Source organism: uncultured Devosia sp. (assembly GCF_964244875.1).
Lineage (GTDB): Bacteria > Pseudomonadota > Alphaproteobacteria > Rhizobiales > Devosiaceae > Devosia.
In genome coordinates, this window is the sequence record NZ_CAXTKA010000004.1 from 41,382 (window position 1) to 62,146 (window position 20,765).

The window sequence follows — 20,765 nt, forward strand, 5'->3', positions numbered from 1 at the left end:
CCAGGCCATGAGCGAAGCCTTTCATCGCAAGATCCGCGTCCTCATCGTCGATGACAGCGCCTCGGTGCGCATGACCCTGAGCGAGATCATCGGCAGCGATCCTGATCTCGATGTCATGGCCACCGCCGCCGACCCCTACGTCGCCGTCGAGCGCATCCGCCAGGAAGTGCCCGATGTGATGTTTCTCGATATCGAGCTGCCCCGCATGGACGGGTTGACCTTCCTGCGCAAGATCATGAGCCAGCGCCCCATTCCCGTGGTGATCTGCTCTTCTCTGGCCGAAGCGGGCTCCGATACGCTGATGCAGGCGCTCGAGGCCGGCGCCGTCGACGTGGTCACCAAGCCGCGCGTCGATACCGCCGACTTCCTCAAGGAATCCCGCATGCGCATCTGCGACGCCGCCAAGGCCGCGGCGCACGCCAAGTTCCGCGGCGGCGTTCACAAGCCCGCCCCCCGCCTCACCGTCGAGGCCAAGCTCAATGCTGATGCCATCGTGCCCCCCCATTCCGAAGCCCGCGCGGCGTCCCAGCGCGCCAGGATGCCGCTGACCGAGCCGGTCATCTGCATCGGCGCGTCCACCGGCGGTACCGAAGCCCTGCGCGAAGTGCTCGAGGCCCTGCCCGCCACCACGCCGGGCATCATCATCGTCCAGCACATGCCCGAAAAGTTCACCAACGCCTTTGCCCGCCGCCTCGACGGCATCTGTGCCATGCAGATCAAGGAGGCCGAGGACGGCGATGTGGTGCAGCCCGGCCACGTGCTGATCGCCCCCGGTAACCAGCACATGCTGCTGCATCGTGCCGGCTCGCGCTACACGGTCAACGTTGTTGATGGCCCCCACGTGTCGCGCCATCGCCCTTCGGTAGACGTCATGTTCCGCTCCGCCTCGCAGACCGCCGGTCGCAATGCCATGGGCATCATCCTGACCGGCATGGGTGACGACGGCGCACGCGGCCTTCTTGAAATGCGCCAGGCCGGCAGTTTCACCCTCGCCCAGGACGAGGACAGCTGCGTGGTCTTCGGCATGCCCAAGGAAGCGATCGGACGCGGCGCCGCCGCCAAGGTGGTTCCGCTCAACCGCGTCGCCGGCGAAATCCTCGCCTATGCCCGCACTGCCATGGTAGCCGCCAAATGAGCGCTCTTGCCCGGGACGACCAGCCCGCATCCCTCGCGGACGAATTGCGCGCGCTGCTGCCCGGCCTGGCCGAACCGCGCGAGCGCATCGAAGCGACGTTCGTCGAGGCCGGCGACCGGCTGACCCGCGGCGCCACCACCCTCAATCGCATCACCCGTATCTTCGAGGCCCTGCCCCAGAGCCTGGAAAGCCCCGAACTGCACGAGGCCTCGGCGCGCCTGGCCGCCATCGGCACCGAGTCCCAGGCCATCGCCGCCGTCTTTGCCGCCGAGCAGGACGATCTTGCCCGTCTCGTCAACGTCGTTGCCGCCGCCGATCATCCCATTTCGGACCTGCGCCGCACCGTCAAGATGATGGGCATCGTCGCCATCAACGCCCGTGTCGTAGCCGCCGGAATTGTCGGTGACAGCGACGATTTCAACGTCTTCACCACCGATATCGCAACCCTGTCCGAAAGTGCGCACCGCACCATCCAGGAATTTTCCACCGCCTACCGCCAACTGACCGACGAAGTACGCCGCGCCGCCGAGCAGCGGGCCCACTTTGAAACCGCCCACGCCGATACGCTGAGCGGCCTGGCCGCCAGCCTGCAGGAAACGCTCGATGCCGTGTCCCGCCAGCGCCAGGCTTCGCTCGATGGAAGCGCCGAGACCGGCCGCGTCTCGCGCCAGATCGGCGGCCGTATCGCCAGCGCCGTCATGGCCCTGCAGGTCGGCGATGCCACCCGCCAGCGCCTCGAGCACGTCGAAGCCGCGCTCGCTCTTTTGGCCGGACTGCTCGACGGCGACACGCTCGACGACCTCGCTTTGCCGCCCGCCGATCAGGCCCCCGCCCTTGCCAGCGTTACTGCCCTGCAAGCAGCCCAGCTCGGAGGCGCAACCGAGGCTTTTGCCGCCGACGTGGCCGATGCCGCATCCGCCCTGCGTGATCTGGCCGCCGATGCGCGCACCATCATGGTGCGCAGCCGCGACGTTTACGGCCAGGGCGATGCCGGCAGCCCATCCCCCCTTGCCGCCCTCAACGCGCAATTGCGCCACGCCGCCGCGGTGTTGCGCGATTGCGAAAGCGAACGCGGCAAGCTCGAAATCGTCGCCGCTGCGGTGCAGGCCACCGTGGCGACCCTGCTCGGCCATGTCGAAGCCGTCCAGGAAATCGAGGCCAATATGCGTCTCGTCAGCCTCAACGCTGCCGTCAAATGCGCCCAGCTCGGCCCGCGCGGCACCGCCCTCAACGTCATCGCCAGCCAATTGCGCGAACTGACCGGGGAAACCGTCGGCGCCGCCGAAACCGCTATGGCCGGCCTGCGCGAGGCCGCCGGCCTCGCCCAATCCTTTGGTGCGGCCGCCTCGGGCGACGCGGCGGGCCAGGTCGGCCAGCTCGAACACGAAGCCATCGCCGCTCTGAAGCTGCTCGAAACCGTCGACCAATGCCTGGCCGAAGCCTTGAGCGTGCTCGATCGCGATGGCCCCAATGTCATCGCCCTGCTGGGGGAAGCGGCCTCCGGCTTTGCCGACCAGACCGCCATTTCCGAAGCCATGGGCGACATGCACATCGCCGTGGTCGAACTCTCGGGTGATATCACCCCCCCGTCCCCGGCCCTTACCGCGCTCCTCGCAACTCTGCGCACCCGCTATACCATGGATGTCGAACGCCGCATCCACGAACAGCTCCTGGGCATCGACCCCGACGCACCGCCGCCTATCCTGGCTAGCGCGACCGAAAGCGAAACCGACCTGGACGATCTGTTTTTCTAGTCCCCAAGGCGGCAGCGAGCCCCTTGGGCCATTTATGCTCTGGACAGCTTTCCATGCCCCACGCCATGGTTCGGGCGTATCAAATCGGAAGCCTTGCCCATGACTGTTTCTCCCGCCACGCTCGATGCCGTCCTGGCCCAGGTGGATGCCGATCTCGACAACAGCCTCGACCGCCTCACGGCCCTTTTAGCCATCCAGTCGATCTCGACCGATTCAGCCTTTGCCGCCGATTGCCGGCGCGCTGCGCAATGGCTGGTCGATGACCTGGTGGCGCAAGGCTTTGCCGCATCCGCCCGAGCCACGCCCGGCCATCCCGTCGTCGTCGCCCATGCCAGCGCCACCCAGGGCCCCCACGTGCTGTTCTATGGCCATTATGACGTGCAGCCCGTCGATCCCCTCGCCCTCTGGCACACCGACCCGTTCGCTGCCGTGATCCAGACCGATGCCCAAGGCCGCCGCACCATCGTCGCCAGGGGTGCCTCGGACGACAAGGGCCAGTTGATGACCTTCATCGAGGCCTGCCGCGCCTGGAAGGCGGTCAACGGCACCTTGCCGGTGCGGGTTTCGCTCCTGCTGGAGGGCGAAGAGGAATCGGGTGGCAAGAACCTGCCCCCCTTCATGGTCGCCAATGCCGACGAGCTGCGCGCCGACATCGCCCTGGTCTGCGATACCGATATGTGGGACCGCACTACCCCCTCCATCACCACCATGCTGCGCGGCCTGGTCGGGGAGGAAATCGAGATCACCTGCGCTGCGCGCGACCTGCATTCGGGCATGTTCGGCAATGCCGCGCGCAATCCCAACCAGGTGCTCGCTGAAATCATCGCCTCCCTGCGCGCCCCCGACGGTAGCGTCACGCTCCCCGGCTTTTACGACGATGTCGCCGAAGTCCCCGATGCCGTCAAGGCGCAGTGGCAAGGCCTTGGCTTTAACGAAACAGCTTTCCTCGCCGAAGCGGGCTTGTCCATTCCAGCCGGCGAAAGCGCCCGGTCCGTGCTCGAGCAAACCTGGTCGCGTCCCACCTGCGAAATCAACGGCATGATCGGCGGCTATACCGGGGACGGCTTCAAGACCGTCATCCCCGCCAAGGCCAGCGCCAAGATTTCCTTCCGCCTGGTCTCGGGCATGAGCCCCGACAAGATCCGCGCCGCCTTCCGCCAGCATGTGCGAAGCCGCATTCCAGCCGACTGCTCGGTGACGTTCAAGGAACATGGCGGCTCTGCCGCCATCACCGTTCCTGCCGATGGCATCTATCTGCAGCAGGCGCTCGCCGCCCTCACCGGCGAATGGAACAAGGACGCCGTCATCACCGGCTCGGGCGGCTCCATACCCGTCGTCGGCGAGTTCAAATCCATCCTGGGCATGGACACCCTGCTTATCGGCTTTGCCCAGGTGGACGACAATATCCACAGCCCCAACGAAAAATACGACCTCGACAGCTTTCACCGCGGCATCCGCTCCTGGGCGCGGGTACTGGCTGCCTTCGCCGGCTAAGCCGACGCCGTCATTCCGGCTGCCCGCCCACCGCGCGCACCGCCCTGCCGCCGGCCTCGATGGCGCGCGACAGGGCGACGTCCATTGTGGCCCCGTCCACCTGCGCCGCCATGAACCCTGCCGCGAACGCATCGCCCGCCCCCGTTGAGTCCACCACGGTGACGACGGGCGCCTCCCGGGTCAGCTTGACGCCATCCTTGCCTCCCAGTGCTGCACCCAAGCGGCCGCGCTTGATCACCACATTGGTGTAATGCGCACCCAGCAGCCGCATCTGCACGTCCAGCTCGGTGGCCCCGCACAGTGCCTCCGCCTCGTCCTGATTGGCAAAAATCCAGTCCGCCCCCGCCGTCCAGCCCAGGAACTGATCCGGCCCCACCTCGCGCAAAAACCCTTCGGAAGCCGGATCGACCACGACCGTCACGCCCCGGCCCCGCGCCTTGGCCATGAAGTCCATGACCGCCACGCGCGGCCCTGCGGCAAACAGGCTATAGCCCGACACCACCACCATGCCGAGCCCATCCAACAGCCGTTCCGGCAAGTCCTCGGCGCCCAGGTTCAGGTTGGCGCCCCGGTCGGTCAAAAAACTGCGCTCGCCGTCGGGGTCGACGATCGTGACCAGCGCGCCCGAGGGCAGCTCCTTGTCCCCCGCCAGGAACGGGACGACTCCCAATCCCCGGAAATAATTCTCGTACATCAGGCGCTCGTCCGCGCCGACCCGCGCCACCAGCCCCACCTCGGCGCCCATCGCCCCCAGCCACACCGCCTGGTTGGCACCCGACCCCCCCGGACGGCTGCGCACCTTGGCGCGCCGGTCGCTGCCCCGCACGATTGGTCCCTCCGGCATGACGATGACATCGGTCATCACATCGCCAATGACCAGGATCTGGCGGCTCATGCCCGCCGGATCGCCGGCTTTGGCTGCGCCCGCGCCGCGAGTGCCACCGCGATCTGCGCCGCCACCTTGGCATTGTTCTCCACCAGCGCGATATTGGCGGCCAGCGACTTTCCCTCGGTCAATTCGAAAATGCGTTTGAGCAAGAACGGCGTCAGCGCCTTGCGCGATACCCCTTCGGCCTCCGCTGCCACGATCGCCTGGGCGATCCGCGCCTCGATGTCCGCCGCGTCCAGCGCATCGGCCTGGGCAATGGGATTGGCGATCAGCACGCCGCCCATGCCCAATTCGATCTGCAGCGCCACCACCCGGGCAATATCGGCAACATCGTCGAACCGGTGATCCACCTTGTGCCCGCTGGCGCGGGTCCAGAATGCGGGAAAATCATCGGTGCCATAACCCAGGACCGGAACCCCATTGGTCTCGAGCACTTCCAGCGTCTTGCCGATATCCAGGATCGACTTGGCACCCGCGCAGATCACCGCCACCGGCGTGCGGCTCAATTCCTCCAGATCCGCCGAAATATCGAAACTCTCCCCGGCCCCGCGATGCACGCCGCCAATGCCCCCGGTGGCAAAGATGGCGATTCCCGCCAGCGCCGCGATCTGCATCGTCGTCGCCACCGTGGTTCCCGCCATCTCGCCCTTGACCAACAGCGATGCCACGTCGCGCCGCGAGGCCTTGGCCGCCGTGCCGCCTTCCAGCGCCAGCCGCTCCAGGTCCTCGCCCGACACGCCCACGGCGAATCGCCCGTCCATGATCGCGATCGTGGCCGGCACCGCGCCATGTCGACGGACAACCGCCTCCACATTGCGCGCCATCTCCAGGTTTTGGGGATAAGGCATGCCATGGGTGATGATGGTGGATTCCAGCGCCACCACGGGCTTGGCTGCGGCCAGCGCCGCCTTGATTTCCGTGCTGACCGAAAGATAGGCTTTGGCGCTCATGTCTAAGCTCCGTTTCGTGTGGCAGGGTCCGCGCGCGGCGGTCTCGTTGCCAGGGTTTTGCGCTTGGCGCGCGACGCCCGTCAACCCCTGCAAAATCTTGCTGCACAACGCCTTGTCCCACCGTGGATTTGGCTCTAGCTTGCGCTGATATTGCTCGTGCCCGGAGTGACTTCGCTGAAGACGATCCTGCTTGATTTCGCCCTTGTGGCGGATCGACCTGCACCCCGCTCGGGGTCTATCGCCAGCGCGTGTTGCGGTGCCTTGCGGCGCCTTTTTGGTGCAACCTGTTTTCCCCTTTCATTGACCACCGGCCCGCAAAGATAATCGCGGCACGCCTCCCATTGCCGCGCCCCCCTTACGCGGCCAGATCAAGCCAATCCAACAGGAACTCCCCCGATGAACCGATCGCTTGCCCTCGCCCTTGGCGCCCTGATGATCGCGACCCCCGCCCTAGCGCAGGAAGAAGCCGTGCTCAACGTCTATAACTGGTCCGATTACATTGCCGAGGACACCATCGCCAATTTTGAGGCGCAGACGGGCATCAAGGTCAACTACGACGTCTACGACAACAACGAAATCGTCGATTCCAAGCTCCTGGCTGGCTCCTCCGGTTACGACATCGTGGTCCCCTCGGGCAATTTCCTCGAGCGCCAGATCCAGGCCGATCTCATCCTGCCGCTCGACAAGTCCAAGCTGCCCAACCTGGTCAATCTTGACCCCGCCGTGATGGCGACGGCGGCCAAGCAGGACCCCGACAACGCCCATGCCGTCCCCTACATGATCAACACCATCGGCTTTGGCTACAATGTCGCCAAGGTCACCGAGGCGCTGGGCGCCGACGTGCCGGTGGACAGCTGGGATCTGATCTTCAAGCCCGAATATGCCGAAAAACTCGCCTCCTGCGGCATCAGCCTGCTCGATAGCCCGTCCGAAGTGACCGGCATCGCCCTCAACTATCTGGGCCTTGATCCCAATTCGGAGAGCGAGGAGGATTTGGCCAAGGTCGAAACGCTGCTGACCGCGATCAAGCCCTATATCCGCTACTTCAACTCCTCCCAGTACATCGACGATCTGGGCAATGGCGAAACCTGCGTGGCCCTGGGCTATTCAGGCGACGTTTTCATCGCTGCCGATGCCGCCAAGGCGGCCAGTGCCGGCGTCGAAGTCAAATACGTCATCCCCAAGGAAGGCGCCGCCACCCTGTTCGATTTCCTGGCCATCCCCGCCGATGCGCCGCACCCCGACAATGCCCACAAGTTCATCAACTACATTCTCGAGCCCAAGGTCGTCGCCGACATCACCAACTACGTCTTTTATGCCAACCCCAACCTCAAGGCGACGGAGTTCGTGGACGACGAGGTCAAGACCAATCCCGGCATCTACCCGCCAGCCGAAACCATCGCCAAGGCTTTCGTGCTGGCTGCCCACAGTCCCGAATTCGAGGAAGTGCTGACCCGCACCTGGACCCGCATCAAGACCGGGCAGTGACACGGACGGGCGGAGCTTCGGCTCCGCCCTCGTCCCTCTCATCAAGCACCGCAAACGCCGAGAATCGCGGCAGATGGCCGCCAGAGCAGAGTTTACATCGCGCCATGGCGAAGAAACCCCAGATCGCTGCCGATACTCGCCCCTGGCGCGACCCGGCCAGCAAACCTTTCGTGCGCATCCGCAACGTCACCAAGAAATTTGGCGACGTCTATGCCGTGTCGGAGGTGTCGCTGGATATCTACAAGGGCGAGCTGTTCTGCCTGCTCGGCGGCTCCGGTTCGGGTAAATCCACCCTCTTGCGCATGCTGGCAGGCTTTGAGGAGCCCACCTCGGGCACCATCGAGATCGATGGCCAGGACATGACCGGCGTCGCGCCCTACCATCGCCCCGTCAACATGATGTTCCAGTCCTACGCCCTGTTCCCGCACATGAACGTAGAACAGAACATCGCCTATGGCCTCAAGCGCGATCATCTGCCCAAGGCCGAAATCGCCGACCGCGTCGCCGAATTGCTGACCCTGGTCAAGCTCCAGGATTACGGCAAGCGCCGCCCCGACCAGCTCTCGGGCGGCCAACGCCAGCGCGTCGCGCTGTCCCGCTCGCTCGCCAAGCGCCCCAAGCTGCTGCTGCTCGATGAACCGCTGGGCGCGCTGGATAAAAAGCTGCGCGAGGAAACCCAGTTCGAACTGGTCAAGATCCAGGAAACCCTTGGCGTCACCTTCATCGTCGTTACCCACGACCAGGAGGAGGCCATGTCCCTGGCCACCCGCATCGGGGTCATGAACTACGGCGAGATCGCCATGATCGGCGAGCCCACCGACATCTACGAATTTCCCAATTCCAAGTTCGTCGCCGGCTTCATCGGCTCGGTCAACATGGTCGAGGGCGTCGTCACCGAGGACGAGGCCGACCATGTGCGCATCCGTTCCGCCGAACTGGGCTGCGACATCTATGTCGGCCACGGCGTCGATTGCGCCCCCGACCAGATCCTGTGGTGGGCCATTCGCCCCGAAAAGATCGCTTTGAGCCGCGACAGACCCACGGGCGATGCCAACATCACGCGGGGTATGGTCGAGGACATCGGCTATCTCGGCGACATGAGCGTCTACCAGATCCTGCTCGACAGCGGCAAACATCTGCGTGTCACCCAGACCAACACCATGCGCGGCAATCCCGACGCCATCACCTGGGACGAACCCGTTTTCTGCTCCTGGAACGACACCGCCGGCTCGGTGCTGACGGTATGAGCGATATCTTGGCCACGCCCTTTCTTCACCTCTCCCCCGAAGTGAGAGGTGAAAGGCGCTTGCGTCCGACTGGAGCCCACCCATGAGCTCGTTCGACATCGACAACCCCGCGCCGCGCCATCGCCGTCCCTGGACCGCTGTCGAACGCGGCTTTGCCGCCGTTGGCATTTCCGGCCGTGCGCTGGTCATCTTTGCCCCCGCCGCCTGGCTCACCCTGTTCTTCCTCGTGCCCCTGGCGGTGGTGTTCGGCATTTCCCTCGCCACCAAGCAGTTCGGCAAGCCGCCCTATTCGGACTTGCTGACCACCGAGGAAGGCACGGTGCAACTGACCTTGCACCTGTCCAACTATGTGCGCCTGTTCACCGACAGCCTCTACGTCGCCGCCTATCTCAATTCGATCAAGATCGCCTTCATCTCCACCATTTTCGCGCTGCTGATCGGCTATCCCATGGCCTATCTGATCGCTCGCTCCCCCGATCGCTGGCGCAATATATTGTTGATGCTGGTGATCCTGCCGTTCTGGACTTCGTTCCTGCTGCGCGTCTACGCGCTGACCGGTTTCATGCGCGGCAATGGCGTCATCAACCAGGTGCTGGGCGTCTTCGGTATTCCGCCACTGGTGATGATGCAAACCGATTTCGCGGTCTATGTCGGCATCGTCTATACCTATCTGCCCTTCATGATCCTGCCCCTGTTCACCAATCTGGTGAAGCTCGATGGCGCCCTGCTCGAAGCCTCCGCCGATCTGGGCGCCCGCCCGGTGCGCACCTTCTTGTCCATCACCCTGCCCCTGTCCATGCCCGGCATCATTGCCGGCTCCATGCTGGTGTTCATTCCCGCGATCGGCGAATTCGTCATTCCCTCGCTGCTGGGCGGCCCCGAAACCCTGATGATCGGCCGCGTGCTTTGGGACGAGTTCTTCGCCAACACCAATTGGCCGCGCGCCGCCGCCGTCGCTATCGCCATGCTGGTGGTTGTCGTCGTCCCCATCATGTTGCTGCAAAAGGCGCAGGATGCCATGCAAGACAAAGCGGGGGCCAACTAGATGCGGCGCGGCTGGTTCCTGCCCACAGCAGCTGCGCTGGGCTTTGTCTTTCTTTACGCGCCCATCATTTCGCTGGTGGTCTTTTCGTTCAACGAAAGTCGACTGGTCACCGTCTGGTCCCGCTTTTCCACCAAATGGTACGGGGAATTATTCGCCGATCCGCAAATGCTGGGCGCCGCCTGGCTGAGCCTGCGCATCGCGGCGGTCAGCGCCACCATCGCGCTGCTGCTGGGCACGCTATGCGCCATTGCCCTGGTGCGGTTCCGCCGCTTTCGCGGACGTACCGCACTGGCCGGCATGGTCTCGGCCCCCCTGGTCATGCCCGACGTGATTACGGGCCTCGCGCTCCTGCTGCTGTTCGTGGGCATGGAAAGCCTGCTGGGCTGGCCTGCCGGTCGCGGCATCCTGACCATCATTATCGCCCACTCCACCTTCTGCATGGCCTATGTCTGCGTCGTGGTGCAGTCCCGCCTCGCCGATTTCGACATGTCGCTGGAGGAAGCCGCCATGGATCTCGGCGCCGCCCCCGCCCGGGTGTTCTTCGACATCACCCTGCCCATCATCGCCCCGGCTCTCGTTTCGGGCTGGCTGCTGGGCTTCACCCTGTCGCTCGACGATCTGGTCATCGCCAGCTTCGTGTCCGGCCCCGGCTCGTCCACCCTGCCTATGGTGATCTTCTCCAAGGTGCGTCTCGGCGTCTCCCCGGACGTCAATGCGCTGGCGACCATCATCATCGGCATTGTAGCTCTGGGCGTGTTCGCCGCCACCCTGATCCAGCTCCGCTCGCGGCCGAAAAAGGCGCGTGTCTGACTGCGCCATTGCCGCCACACCGTCACGGCCGTGCAATCTAATCACGATCGGTTCATTATTCGTACATATTTTGTTCATCGCTGCAGGGATTTACAGCCCGGCAAAACAGGCGCATGCTTTCCTCATGTTCAACCAACAGTGAAGGAGGTGATCCAATGTCTTATGAGATTACGGCGCTCGAAGAGGGTCTTGGATTTGGTGTATTCGTGTCAGAGGTAAGTCTCGGCTAGAACACGCTTCCTTCGGACGAGAAATCGTCAGGCTCTTGAGGCCGAATACTCATGGAAGGGTCGCAGCAATGCGGCCCTTTTCTTTTCCCTAGACCGGCAAGTCTTCCAACCGCAATGAATCTGCCAGCGTTGTACTGTCCAACACGGCCCGGGTCGCCAGCGTTACCCGCTCGAACACATGCCGGATTTCGCAGGCGCTTTCCTCCCGGCAATCCTCGCACTTGCGATAGGCGATCTTGCTGAGGCAGGGCAGCGGCGCTATCGGCCCGTCGATCAGTCGCAGCACCTCACCGAAGCGGATTTCCCCCGGCGCCTTGCGCAGTTCGTAGCCCCCCGTCCGCCCCCGCCGGCTGGCCACCAGCCCCGCCCGTTTGAGCTCCAGCAGGATTTGCTCCAAAAACTTCTTGGGAATGGCCTGTTCGCGCGCGATATCGCCGATCATCATCGTCGCGCCCGGCTGCGCCCGCGCCAGCGACACCAGCGCACGCAGGGCATATTTGGCCTTCTGGGAAATCATCTGCGGCGTGCGGCTTTCACGTTTTGGGTTCAGGCACCACCGGTGGAATGACCCTTCGGACGCTCTCGTCCGCCTCCGGTTCGTCCGCCGCCGCTTCCTCCGGCAACGGCTCGGTCGGCGGCACCGGCATGGCATCCTCGTCGTCGGCAATCGCCGCTGGCTCGCTTGCCGCCACTGCGGCATCGGGTGGCGGCAAGGCGATCACCGTCTCCTCCAGCGACGCCGTCTCGGCAACCGGTTCGGGCGCTTCCGCCACGGCGGGCGTGCTCTCCACTGTTTCCAGCGCCGCAGCTTCCCCGGCATCGCCCGCGGCGGCGATGAGAGCCGTTCCCTCCACCACCGCGATCACGGCCTTGTCCTCGACCACCACCACTGCCGGTGCCGGCAACTCGATCACTGTCCCACCATCATCGGCATCGGCCACGACAGGATCGACCGCAACCTCCGCCTCTGTAGTCGTCTCGATCGGCGTCATCGGATCGGGCACTACCACCACCGCGCTCGCCGCCACTTTTTCCAGGATATTATCCACTGGTGCGAGCTTGGGCTCCACGGGCGGCACCGGCGCACTGTCCACTACATCCTCGACACGTTCGCCGCGCAGCCAGGCCAGCATGCCCAGCCCGATTTCGCGCTCGCCCATGATCACCTGGTCCGCCCCCAAGTGGCGCAGATGCGCCTCCTCGTCTTCCGAGTGCGCCCGCGCCAGAATGCGAATGCCAGGGTTCAGCCTGCGCCCCACCTCCACCACCGTCCCGGCCTCGAAGCCATCGGGAATGGCGATCATCAATACCTTGGCCTGCGCCAGATTGGCGAGCCGGAGCACGTCGGCGCTGGCCGCGTTGCCGCTGATCACCTCGATGCCCCTGGCGCGTGCATTGGCGATGCTGTGGTCGGAATCCTCGATCACGACGACGCTCGCCCCGGCGTCCTTGAGCCCCTGGCCAACCACCCGCCCGACCCGCCCGAACCCCACCAGCACGGTATGATCGTGCTGGTGTGTCGGCTCCACCGCATCGTCATCGACGCCGGCCACCGCAGCCTCGCTCGCTTCGGGCTCGTCCGGCGCTGCCACCACCACGCTGCCCGCCGGCTCGACCCGCATTTCAGGCTCGCCCCGGCGCTGCGCCACACGCGCCTCGAGCCGCGGCCTTACACGATCCGCCGCCCAGAACACGATGGGGTTCAGAATGATGGAAATGATCGCCCCGGCCAAGATCAGATCCTGCGCTTCCTTGGGCAGGATGGCCAGCGCCACCCCCATGCTCGCCAGGATGAACGAGAACTCGCCGATTTGCGCCAGGCTCGCCGAAATGGTCAGCGCCGTGGCCATCGGCCGCTTGAACAGCAGCACGATGGCGAAAGCCGCCACCGACTTGCCGATGACGATGATGAACACCGTTGCGAGCACCTGCAGCGGCTGCGTCAGGATGATCGAAGGTTGAAACAGCATGCCGATCGACACAAAGAACAACACCGCGAAAGCGTCCCGCAGCGGCAGCGTTTCCTGTGCCGCCCGCTGGCTGAGCTCGCTTTCCGAAAGCATCATGCCGGCAAAGAACGCCCCCAGCGCCAGCGACACCCCGAACAGCACCGACGAACCCAGCGCCACGCCCAGCGCGATCGCCAGCACGGCGAGCCGGAACAGTTCGCGCGATCCGGTATGGGCGGTGGCATGCAGCGCCCAGGGAATGGCGCGCCGCCCTACGATCAGCATGAAGCCGACAAAGGCCGCGACCTTGATCAAGGTCAGCGCCAACACGCCCCAGATACCGATATCCATGCCAACCATGCGCTCGACGAACGATACGAACGGATCATGGACGGCGCTTTCGGGATTGCCCGACAGGCTGGCGAAAGCCGGCACCAGCACCAGCGCCAGCACCATGGCGAGGTCTTCCACGATCAGCCAGCCGACGGCGATGCGCCCACGCTCGGTTTCGATCAGCCGCTTGTCCTGCAGCGCCTTGAGCAAAACCACGGTGGACGCCACCGACAGCGCCAGCCCGAACAGGATGCCCGCGCCTAGGCTCCAGCCCAGGATGCTGGCCAGCCCCATGCCCAGCAGCGTCGCAAACGCGATCTGCACCAGCGCGCCGGGTATCGCCAACGCCCGTACGCTCATCAGGTCCTTGAGCGAAAAATGCAGGCCCACGCCGAACATCAGGAGGATCACCCCCAGTTCAGCCAGCTCGGCGCCCAGCGCCTGGTCCGCCACATAACCCGGCGTATAGGGTCCCACCAAAATGCCGGCAAACAGATAGCCCACCAGCGGCGGCATCCGGAACCGGTTGGCGATCATCCCGAAAATAAATGCCAGCACGAGACCCGCGACGATCGTGGAGATCAGGGGTGTGCCGTGCTGCATCGGGCGCCTCCGGAGCGGTGTGGACCTGCGAAAATCAAAACTCTAGCGCCAAGATGGGGTATTGATCTGCTTCACGCAAGCGCGAGCCGGCGGAAAAGCCAAGCCTGTACGCGTGTTGTCATCCGGCCTTCACATTGCAGGATACATCGGGCTAAGTTCGCCTTTGTTTTGGCGCAGCCGCGCCGGAGGATTCCGCGCCTTGGCAACCGACAGCATTCCAGCCATCCTTCTTGCCCTGCGTGACGCCGTCAATGCGGGCGACACCGACGCTTTCCTGGCGTTTTTTCCGTCGACCGGCAGCGTCGAGGATTGGGGCCGGCGGTTTTCCGGCCACCCCGCCATTCGCGGCTGGAGCGATAAGGAGCTGATCGGCGCCCAAGGCACCATGACCTTCGGGCCCGTCATCGAAAGGTCGCCCGAGCGCATTAGCCTGCAGGTCGATTGGATCAGTACCTTCTTTACCGGGCCCGGCATTTTCACCTTCGTGCTCGCCGACGGCAAGATCGCCGAGATGAAGATTTCGGGCGCCTGAACCGTTCGCGGAACTTGCGCGCCTCTGTCGGATTGTTGCACTGCACGGGCCAGCCTGCCCGCAGGAAAAAGCGTCGTGAAATTCAATCTTGGCTGCGAGATCGGCTACGAAATCGCCGACAGCGCAACGTTGATCTTCAACATTGAGGCGATGCGCGGCGGCTGGCAGACCATCCTGCATGAGCAGTTGACCATCACCCCCCAGTTCGACGCCGACGAGAACACCGCCGCCGATACCGGCAATCGCTATTTGCGCCTCACCGCCCACCAGGGCGTCGTGCAATTGCGCTACGAAGCCCAGGTCGAGCTCGACCCGGTGCACCAGCATCCAGCCCATATCGGGGAAGTGCCGGTCGCCAAGCTGCCGCTCGACACCATGGCCTTCATCAACCCCTCGCGCCATTGCCCCTCGGACCAGCTCGCCCGTTTCGCCAGCCGCCAGTTCGGTAACATCGAGCCCGGCTTCCAGCGCGTTACCGAAATCTGCAACTGGATCAATGGCGAGGTCGACTATATGTTCGGCGCCAGCGACACCAGCACCACGGCCGCCGACACCTTCTCCACCCGCGCCGGCGTGTGCCGCGACTTCGCCCATCTCGGCATCACCTTCTGCCGCGCCCTGGGCATCCCCGCCCGCTTCGTCTCCTGCTACGCCTGGCAACTCGAACCCCAGGACTTCCATGCCGTGTTCGAAGCCTATCTCGGCGACCGCTGGTACCTGTTCGACGCCACCCGCATGGCGGCGCTGGACGGCATGGTGCGCATCGGCTGCGGTCGCGACGCTGCCGACACCGCCTTTGCCACCATCTACGGCGCCGTCATGCCCATGCCCATCCGGGTCTGGAGCGACGCCGTCGACGGCGACAGGTCCGAGCAATGGACCACCGACGCGGTGAGCGTGGCACGGGTCTAGCTTAATGCCTCGGCGTTGCGCCCCAGCATCTGTTCAGAAACGGGTTATGGCGAGTCAGATAGTGCGAGTTTTCGAGCACCGGCGCGGAGCGTACTTCGGTACGTGAGCACCGGAGCACAGAAAACTTGCGCTAGATGACCGCCAGAACACGTTTATGAATAGATGCTTACCCCATCCCATCCTGCGGCGATGTCACTCGCTCCACCCTGACTTCCACATCCATGCCGACATAATCCCCCTTGCTGCCGATAAACGTGCCCGCAATCGGGATTGCCTGCCTTGGCTCCCGCGCCACGCCGACGCGGATCAGATCGCGCGTGCCGATAATGCCATTGGTCGGATCGAACTCTACCCAGCCTGCGCCTGGCAGGTACACCTGGCACCAGGCATGGGTGGCCCCGCCGCCGCGATAATTGCCGTCGCGCGCCGGCGAATAGAGATACCCCGTCACGAACCGCGCCGAAAAGCCCAGCGAGCGGCACGCTTCCATCATCAACCAGGCAAAGTCGCGGCACGTCCCTTGCCGGCTCGACAATGTCACTGCCGGCGTCTGCGTCCCCGGATCGGGCCGGCGCAGATATTTGAAGCCCTCCTTGATGGCGTAGGTCATGGTCATCAACAGGTTTCCGGTATTGGTCTTGCCGCCCCCGCCCAAAAACCGCCGCGCCCAGGCATCGACCTCGGTCTGCTCGGGAAATTGCCGCCGCGCCGTGGGCCCCAGGTCGATCGCATCGGCCGCGGCATATTCAAACGGATAGAACCGAGCCCGCGCGTCGATCTCGAAATTAGGGGTGAATTCGGGCGCATGGTCCAGCACCATCTGCGCCTCGATCCGCAATTCGCACGCTTCCCCTTCGAACGCCGCGATGGCGATGCCATTGCCGAACACGTCGTGAATCCAGCGCACGCTTTCCGGCTCCGGCGAAATCCTGAGGCTGAAGGATTCCAGCGTTTGCTCCATGCTGTCGCGCGGCCGCACCAGCATACGATGCTCGCCGAACCGCACCGGCGTGGCGTAGCTATAGATCGTCTTGTGGCTGACCTGCAGCAGGGTCACGAAACGACCGTGATTTTCTCGGCAGCCCGCGTAATGCCGGTATAAAGCCAGCGCGCCCGCTCCTCGCGGAAGACGAAGCTTTCGTCGAACAGATAGACATTGTCCCACTGGCTACCCTGCGCCTTGTGCACGGTCAGGCAATAGCCGAAGGTGAATTCGTCGAACTGCCGCCGCTCGGGCCAAGCCATGGCGTCCTCCTCGCCCGCAAAGAACGCTTTGTGCGTCATCACCTTGGCCTCGCCCTTGCCCTCGTCGGCCCCCAGCAGCAGTGAATACTTGCCATTGGCTTTGCGCGACACTTCGGTCACGATCCAGATTTGCCCGTTCAACAGGCGCTTGCGCGGATTGTTCCGCAAACACACCATGCGGTCGCCCGCGACGGGCTCATGGAACGGCAACCCGCGCAATTCGCGCAGCCGATCGTTATATTGCAGCCGCGTCTTGTTGCGCCCCACCAGCACCTGGTCGGCCAGGAGCACCGCGTCGCGATCCACATCCTCGCGCGCCACGACCAGGCTTTCGCCGTAGCGGCCGCGCTCCAGGTAGCCGCCCTCGCGCACATCCATCGATAGCCGGATGATCGGATTGTCCGCCGCCTGCCGGTGGATTTCGGTCAGCATGATGTCGGGCTCGTCGGCGGTGAAAAATCCCGCCCCCTGCACCGGCGGCAATTGAAACGGATCGCCCAATACCAAAACCTTGACCCCGAAACTCAAGAGGTCCCGCCCGAGCTGCTCGTCCACCATCGAGACTTCGTCGATGACGATAAGGTCCGCGTCCGCCGCCGCCGATTCCGGATCCAGCACGAAGCGCGGCTCGCCCTCCTTTTCCGAGACCAGCGAATAGATCAGCGAATGGATCGTCTGCGCGCCCTTGCAGCCGCGCTTGCGCATCACCAGCGCCGCCTTGCCGGTGAACGCGGCATATTTGACCGTCTTGACGTCCTGCCCCAGGTGGACGGCCAGCGTCGACTTGCCGGTTCCGGCCCAGCCGAACAGGCGGAACACCTGCGGCCCCGCCTTGTCCTTGATCCATTTGGAGACGGCGACCAGCGCCGCATCCTGTTGGGGCGACCAGTCCACCATCAGACGATACGCGTCCTGACCGTGCCGACGCCCGCGATCGTCCCCTCCAGCACATCCCCGCGCACCACGGCGCCAACGCCCGCCGGCGTGCCGGTCATGATCAGGTCGCCCGCCTTCAGCGCCACGAACCGAGACAATTCGGCAATCGTGGCTGCCACATCCCAGATCTGCTCGGCCAGATCGCCGCGCTGCCGCTCCTGCCCGTTGACATGCAGCGTAATCGCCCCCTGTACGGGATGCCCGATAGCGCTCGCCGGCTCGATCGACCCGATCGGTGCCGAATGGTCGAACCCCTTGGCCATGTCCCAGGGCCGTCCGGCCTTCTTGGCCACTGCCTGCAAGTCGCGCCGCGTCATGTCCAGCCCCGCCGCATAGCCATAGACATGGCTTAGCGCGTCAGCCCCGGCGATATCACGCCCATCCGCCCCGATCGCCACCACCAGTTCCACTTCGTGGTGCAGATCGCTTGTCTGGCTCGGATAAGCCATGTCCGCCCCCCCGATCAGCAGCGCATCGGCCGGCTTGGTGAAAAAGAACGGCGGCTCGCGCGCGTCATTGCCCATCTCGCGGATATGCTCGGCATAATTACGTCCCACGCAATAGATGCGACGGACGGCGAACAGCCCGCCCCGCGCGATCGGAACGCTTGCCGGTGCCTGCGGCTCGAACAGGAAATCAGCCACGCTGGTCTTCTTCCGCATAGGGGGCCAGCAGGTTGAGATCGATCGTGCCAGCGCGATCGACGGCAGTGAAGTTCTGGTGCCAATAGGGATAGAGCAGCGGTGGCTGGCTGACCGCGTCGAGCCTGGCGCGTTCGTCGTCCGTCAGCTTGAGTTCGGCGGCGGCCAGATTGTCCTGGAACTGCGCCTCGCTGCGGCCCCCGATGATAACCGAAGTGACGCCCGGCCGGCCCAAGGTCCAGGCCAGTGCCACCTGTGCGCCCGAAACGCCGCGCGCGTCGGCGATCGCCACGATCACATCGACGATGTCGTAGAGATGGTCCCAATCGTAAACCGGCGGCTCCTTGGATCCACCCACATGGCGTCCCGAATCCGGCCCGCCATCGCGCCGGTACTTGCCCGACAGCAGCCCGCCCGCCAGCGGCGACCACACCAATATGCCCAAGCCCTGGTCCAGCGTGATCGGCACCAGCTCATATTCGGCCTCGCGCGAATGCAGCGTATAATGAATCTGCTGGCTGACGAACCGCTCGCCATGCCGCGCGCCCGCCGCCGCCAGCGCCTTCATGATGTGCCAGCCCGAATAGTTCGAGCAGCCGATATAGCGCACATGGCCATGGCGCACGAGCGTATCCAGCGCCTCCATGGTTTCCTCGATCGGCGTGAGCCCGTCCCATTCGTGGACCTGGTAAAGATCGATATGGTCGGTCTGCAACCGCTTCAGGCTGGCCTTGCATTCCGCGATGATGTGGTGCCGGCTCAGCCCGATCTCATTGGGACCCTGGCCCATCTTGAACCGCACTTTGGTTGCCACCAATGCCTTTTGCCGGCGGCCCGCCTCGCGCAGCGCCACCCCGATCATCTCCTCGGAAACGCCGGCGTTATAAACGTTCGCCGTATCGAGCAGGTTGATCCCGTGGTCCAGGCACAGATCGATCTGCCGATTGGCATTGGCCTGGTCGGTATGGCCCACCTTTTCCGAGCCGCCAAACGTCATGGTGCCCATCGTCAGCACCGAAACCTTGAGACCCGAACGGCCCAGCAAGCGATATTCCATTGTCTTCCCTCTTTGCGTTGGAGACTCACCCTCGTCCGGCACTCTACATAAAGCACGCGAGCAGCCTCGCGAAGGCGCAAATCCCCCTGCCGAACCCCTATCGATCAAAACAGCTGCAACCGCCGCCGGCTTTGGGCATAATCGCTGACCTGACCGCATCAGAGGGACATCCCATGCACTACGCCATCCTTTGCTATAACGACGAGAACGCCGTTGCCGCCTGGACCCGCGAGGAGGACGACGCCTGCATGGCGCGGCTGGCCGAAGTCGAAGCCCGCATGGCCGCCAAAGGCCGGCTCGGCCCGGTCGCGCGCCTCCAGCCGACCACCGCCGCCGCCACCTTGCGCAAGACCCCCACCGGCGCGATGATCGTCGATGGCCCCTTCGCCGAAACCAAGGAACAGTTCCTGGGCTTTTTCGTCGCCGATTGCGACACGCTGGACGATGCCATCGCGTTCGCCAAGGACCTGGCGATCGCCCATCCCGCCGTCGGCGCCTACGAAATCCGTCCGCTCGCCATCTTCAAGCCCAATACCATAACTGCGGGGGCCACATCGCCCAGATTGGCTGCGGTGGGCGCTGCCGAATAAATTGCGCGCGCCGTGTCTGAACGGCCTGCCGCCGCTCGTTGTGGTGGCATGGACCCAACAATGGAGGAACCCACCATGACCGACGCCCCAGTCACCAGCGGCCTGACCCCCTATCTCAGCATCGATGGCGTCACTGCCGCGATTGCCTTTTACGAACGTGCCTTTGCCGCCACTGCCATTGATGTGCGTCAGACCGATTCGGGCGACGGGCGTGTCATCCATGCGCACCTGCAGATTAACGGCGCACCCTTGTTCATGTCCGATTTCTTCCCCGACTATGGCTATCCGGCGGTCGCACCCGCCGCCTTCATGCTGCATCTGCAGGTCGCCGATGCCCAGGCCTGGTGGGATCGCGCCGTCGCCGCCGGCTGCACCGTCAAATCGCCCATCAAGGTCGAGTTCTGGGGCGATATCTATGGCCAGCTGTCCGATCCTCATGGCGTGACCTGGGCCATCGGCCAGACCGTCGCGAAGTAACCCGGGCGCAGGAGAACCATCATGACCACCATCGACACGTCGGCTGCGCTGTCCCCGCCCCGTAACTGGACTGTCCGGCTCGGCTGGGGGCTTTCGGGCCTTTTTATCCTCTTCATGATCTTTGACGGCGGCATCAAGCTGGTGCCGATCGATCCGGTGATCCAGACCATGACCGAGCTGGGCTACCCCGTGCAATATGCCCGCCTGCTCGGCGTACTGAGCCTGGTCGCCACCCTGCTTTATGCCATCCCGCGTACCTCGGTGCTGGGCGCGGTCCTGCTCACCGCCTATCTCGGCGGTGCCGTCTCGACCCATTTGCGGATCGGCTCCCCCCTGTTCAGCCATACCCTGTTCGGTGTCTATATGGGCCTGTTCGCCTGGGGTGGGCTGTGGCTGCGCAATCCGCGCCTGCGCGCCATCTTCCCCGTTCTACGCTGATCCTTACCCG

Annotated in this window: 19 protein-coding genes and 1 pseudogene; 12 read left to right on the forward strand and 8 right to left on the reverse strand. The window is 64.4% G+C overall.

What is annotated here, in order from left to right; all coding sequences use genetic code 11:
• Positions 1–7: 7 nt before the first annotated feature.
• The 3 genes from ACFE8X_RS06495 (at position 8) to ACFE8X_RS06505 (ending at position 4,383) form a co-directional block, all read left to right on the forward strand.
• The gene (locus tag ACFE8X_RS06495; RefSeq protein WP_375450638.1) at positions 8–1,135 is read left to right on the forward strand and encodes a chemotaxis response regulator protein-glutamate methylesterase; all 1,128 of its coding nucleotides are present in this window, start codon (positions 8–10) and stop codon (positions 1,133–1,135) included.
• The gene (locus ACFE8X_RS06500; RefSeq protein WP_375450639.1) at positions 1,132–2,889 is read left to right on the forward strand and encodes a hypothetical protein; all 1,758 of its coding nucleotides are present in this window, start codon (positions 1,132–1,134) and stop codon (positions 2,887–2,889) included. Before ACFE8X_RS06495 ends, ACFE8X_RS06500 begins: the two co-directional genes overlap by 4 nt.
• 99 nt (positions 2,890–2,988) lie before the next feature.
• On the forward strand, positions 2,989–4,383 hold the full coding sequence (locus ACFE8X_RS06505) for a M20/M25/M40 family metallo-hydrolase (RefSeq protein ID WP_375450640.1): 1,395 nt from the start codon (positions 2,989–2,991) through the stop codon (positions 4,381–4,383).
• Positions 4,384–4,393: 10 nt separating this feature from the next.
• Here the strand turns inward: ACFE8X_RS06505 and ACFE8X_RS06510 are convergent, their stop codons facing one another.
• The gene (locus tag ACFE8X_RS06510) at positions 4,394–5,278 is read right to left on the reverse strand and encodes a carbohydrate kinase family protein (RefSeq protein ID WP_375450641.1); all 885 of its coding nucleotides are present in this window, start codon (positions 5,276–5,278) and stop codon (positions 4,394–4,396) included.
• Positions 5,275–6,222 (reverse strand): pseudouridine-5'-phosphate glycosidase, encoded by a 948-nt coding sequence (locus ACFE8X_RS06515; protein ID WP_375450642.1) that lies wholly within the window; start codon positions 6,220–6,222, stop codon positions 5,275–5,277. The genes ACFE8X_RS06510 and ACFE8X_RS06515 overlap by 4 nt, the downstream gene beginning before the upstream one ends.
• Positions 6,223–6,618: 396 nt before the next feature.
• Between ACFE8X_RS06515 and ACFE8X_RS06520 the strand changes: the two genes are divergently transcribed.
• The 4 genes from ACFE8X_RS06520 (at position 6,619) to ACFE8X_RS06535 (ending at position 10,812) form a co-directional block, all read left to right on the forward strand.
• Complete coding sequence (locus ACFE8X_RS06520) at positions 6,619–7,710, forward strand: polyamine ABC transporter substrate-binding protein (RefSeq protein WP_375450643.1); 1,092 nt, start codon at positions 6,619–6,621, stop codon at positions 7,708–7,710.
• Between the two features lie 104 nt (positions 7,711–7,814).
• On the forward strand, positions 7,815–8,957 hold the full coding sequence (locus ACFE8X_RS06525) for an ABC transporter ATP-binding protein (RefSeq protein ID WP_375450644.1): 1,143 nt from the start codon (positions 7,815–7,817) through the stop codon (positions 8,955–8,957).
• An 82-nt stretch (positions 8,958–9,039) separates the two neighbouring features.
• Positions 9,040–10,002, forward strand: a complete 963-nt coding sequence (locus ACFE8X_RS06530; RefSeq protein ID WP_375450645.1) for an ABC transporter permease subunit — start codon at positions 9,040–9,042, stop codon at positions 10,000–10,002.
• The gene (locus ACFE8X_RS06535) at positions 10,003–10,812 is read left to right on the forward strand and encodes an ABC transporter permease subunit (protein ID WP_375450646.1); all 810 of its coding nucleotides are present in this window, start codon (positions 10,003–10,005) and stop codon (positions 10,810–10,812) included.
• A 318-nt stretch (positions 10,813–11,130) separates the two neighbouring features.
• Here ACFE8X_RS06535 and ACFE8X_RS06540 read toward each other — a convergent pair whose 3' ends face one another.
• Both ACFE8X_RS06540 and ACFE8X_RS06545 read right to left on the reverse strand, forming a co-directional pair.
• On the reverse strand, positions 11,131–11,559 hold the full coding sequence (locus ACFE8X_RS06540) for an RrF2 family transcriptional regulator (protein WP_375450647.1): 429 nt from the start codon (positions 11,557–11,559) through the stop codon (positions 11,131–11,133).
• A gap of 610 nt (positions 11,560–12,169) precedes the next feature.
• Positions 12,170–13,927 (reverse strand): annotated as a pseudogene (locus ACFE8X_RS06545) (cation:proton antiporter); the annotation flags it as partial.
• Between the two features lie 199 nt (positions 13,928–14,126).
• Here ACFE8X_RS06545 and ACFE8X_RS06550 point away from each other — a divergent pair.
• A complete protein-coding gene (locus tag ACFE8X_RS06550; RefSeq protein WP_375450648.1) occupies positions 14,127–14,459 on the forward strand; it encodes a hypothetical protein in 333 nt (110 codons plus the stop codon).
• Positions 14,460–14,534: 75 nt separating this feature from the next.
• Positions 14,535–15,371, forward strand: coding sequence for a transglutaminase family protein (locus ACFE8X_RS06555; protein WP_375450649.1), 837 nt, complete (start codon positions 14,535–14,537; stop codon positions 15,369–15,371).
• Positions 15,372–15,537: 166 nt separating this feature from the next.
• Here ACFE8X_RS06555 and ACFE8X_RS06560 read toward each other — a convergent pair whose 3' ends face one another.
• Genes ACFE8X_RS06560 through ACFE8X_RS06575 form a run of 4 tightly spaced genes read right to left on the reverse strand, consistent with a single transcriptional unit; the run spans position 15,538 to position 19,250 of the window.
• Positions 15,538–16,428: a transglutaminase N-terminal domain-containing protein gene (locus ACFE8X_RS06560; RefSeq protein WP_375450650.1), complete on the reverse strand. Its 891-nt coding sequence runs from the start codon at positions 16,426–16,428 to the stop codon at positions 15,538–15,540.
• The gene (locus ACFE8X_RS06565) at positions 16,425–17,513 is read right to left on the reverse strand and encodes an ATP-dependent RecD-like DNA helicase (protein WP_375450651.1); all 1,089 of its coding nucleotides are present in this window, start codon (positions 17,511–17,513) and stop codon (positions 16,425–16,427) included. Before ACFE8X_RS06565 ends, ACFE8X_RS06560 begins: the two co-directional genes overlap by 4 nt.
• Positions 17,513–18,196, reverse strand: a complete 684-nt coding sequence (locus ACFE8X_RS06570; RefSeq protein WP_375450652.1) for a fumarylacetoacetate hydrolase family protein — start codon at positions 18,194–18,196, stop codon at positions 17,513–17,515. The genes ACFE8X_RS06565 and ACFE8X_RS06570 overlap by 1 nt, the downstream gene beginning before the upstream one ends.
• Positions 18,189–19,250, reverse strand: a complete 1,062-nt coding sequence (locus ACFE8X_RS06575; protein ID WP_375450653.1) for an aldo/keto reductase — start codon at positions 19,248–19,250, stop codon at positions 18,189–18,191. The genes ACFE8X_RS06570 and ACFE8X_RS06575 overlap by 8 nt, the downstream gene beginning before the upstream one ends.
• Positions 19,251–19,423: 173 nt before the next feature.
• On the opposite strand from ACFE8X_RS06575, the gene ACFE8X_RS06580 reads away from it, so the two are divergent.
• The 3 genes from ACFE8X_RS06580 (at position 19,424) to ACFE8X_RS06590 (ending at position 20,755) form a co-directional block, all read left to right on the forward strand.
• On the forward strand, positions 19,424–19,840 hold the full coding sequence (locus tag ACFE8X_RS06580) for a YciI family protein (RefSeq protein ID WP_375450654.1): 417 nt from the start codon (positions 19,424–19,426) through the stop codon (positions 19,838–19,840).
• A gap of 75 nt (positions 19,841–19,915) precedes the next feature.
• Complete coding sequence (locus tag ACFE8X_RS06585) at positions 19,916–20,317, forward strand: VOC family protein (protein ID WP_375450655.1); 402 nt, start codon at positions 19,916–19,918, stop codon at positions 20,315–20,317.
• 21 nt (positions 20,318–20,338) lie between these two features.
• Positions 20,339–20,755: a DoxX family protein gene (locus tag ACFE8X_RS06590; RefSeq protein ID WP_375450656.1), complete on the forward strand. Its 417-nt coding sequence runs from the start codon at positions 20,339–20,341 to the stop codon at positions 20,753–20,755.
• Positions 20,756–20,765: the final 10 nt, after the last annotated feature.

Coding starts and splice junctions, on each gene's coding strand:
- ACFE8X_RS06565 (WP_375450651.1), bottom strand. CDS start 17,513: ATGGTGGACTGGTCGCCCCAACAGGATGCGGCGCTGGTCGCCGTCTCC.
- ACFE8X_RS06510 (WP_375450641.1), bottom strand. CDS start 5,278: ATGAGCCGCCAGATCCTGGTCATTGGCGATGTGATGACCGATGTCATC.
- ACFE8X_RS06515 (WP_375450642.1), bottom strand. CDS start 6,222: ATGAGCGCCAAAGCCTATCTTTCGGTCAGCACGGAAATCAAGGCGGCG.
- ACFE8X_RS06500 (WP_375450639.1), top strand. CDS start 1,132: ATGAGCGCTCTTGCCCGGGACGACCAGCCCGCATCCCTCGCGGACGAA.
- ACFE8X_RS06505 (WP_375450640.1), top strand. CDS start 2,989: ATGACTGTTTCTCCCGCCACGCTCGATGCCGTCCTGGCCCAGGTGGAT.
- ACFE8X_RS06530 (WP_375450645.1), top strand. CDS start 9,040: ATGAGCTCGTTCGACATCGACAACCCCGCGCCGCGCCATCGCCGTCCC.
- ACFE8X_RS06580 (WP_375450654.1), top strand. CDS start 19,424: ATGCACTACGCCATCCTTTGCTATAACGACGAGAACGCCGTTGCCGCC.
- ACFE8X_RS06575 (WP_375450653.1), bottom strand. CDS start 19,250: ATGGAATATCGCTTGCTGGGCCGTTCGGGTCTCAAGGTTTCGGTGCTG.
- ACFE8X_RS06525 (WP_375450644.1), top strand. CDS start 7,815: ATGGCGAAGAAACCCCAGATCGCTGCCGATACTCGCCCCTGGCGCGAC.
- ACFE8X_RS06535 (WP_375450646.1), top strand. CDS start 10,003: ATGCGGCGCGGCTGGTTCCTGCCCACAGCAGCTGCGCTGGGCTTTGTC.
- ACFE8X_RS06520 (WP_375450643.1), top strand. CDS start 6,619: ATGAACCGATCGCTTGCCCTCGCCCTTGGCGCCCTGATGATCGCGACC.
- ACFE8X_RS06590 (WP_375450656.1), top strand. CDS start 20,339: ATGACCACCATCGACACGTCGGCTGCGCTGTCCCCGCCCCGTAACTGG.
- ACFE8X_RS06495 (WP_375450638.1), top strand. CDS start 8: ATGAGCGAAGCCTTTCATCGCAAGATCCGCGTCCTCATCGTCGATGAC.
- ACFE8X_RS06585 (WP_375450655.1), top strand. CDS start 19,916: ATGACCGACGCCCCAGTCACCAGCGGCCTGACCCCCTATCTCAGCATC.
- ACFE8X_RS06540 (WP_375450647.1), bottom strand. CDS start 11,559: ATGATTTCCCAGAAGGCCAAATATGCCCTGCGTGCGCTGGTGTCGCTG.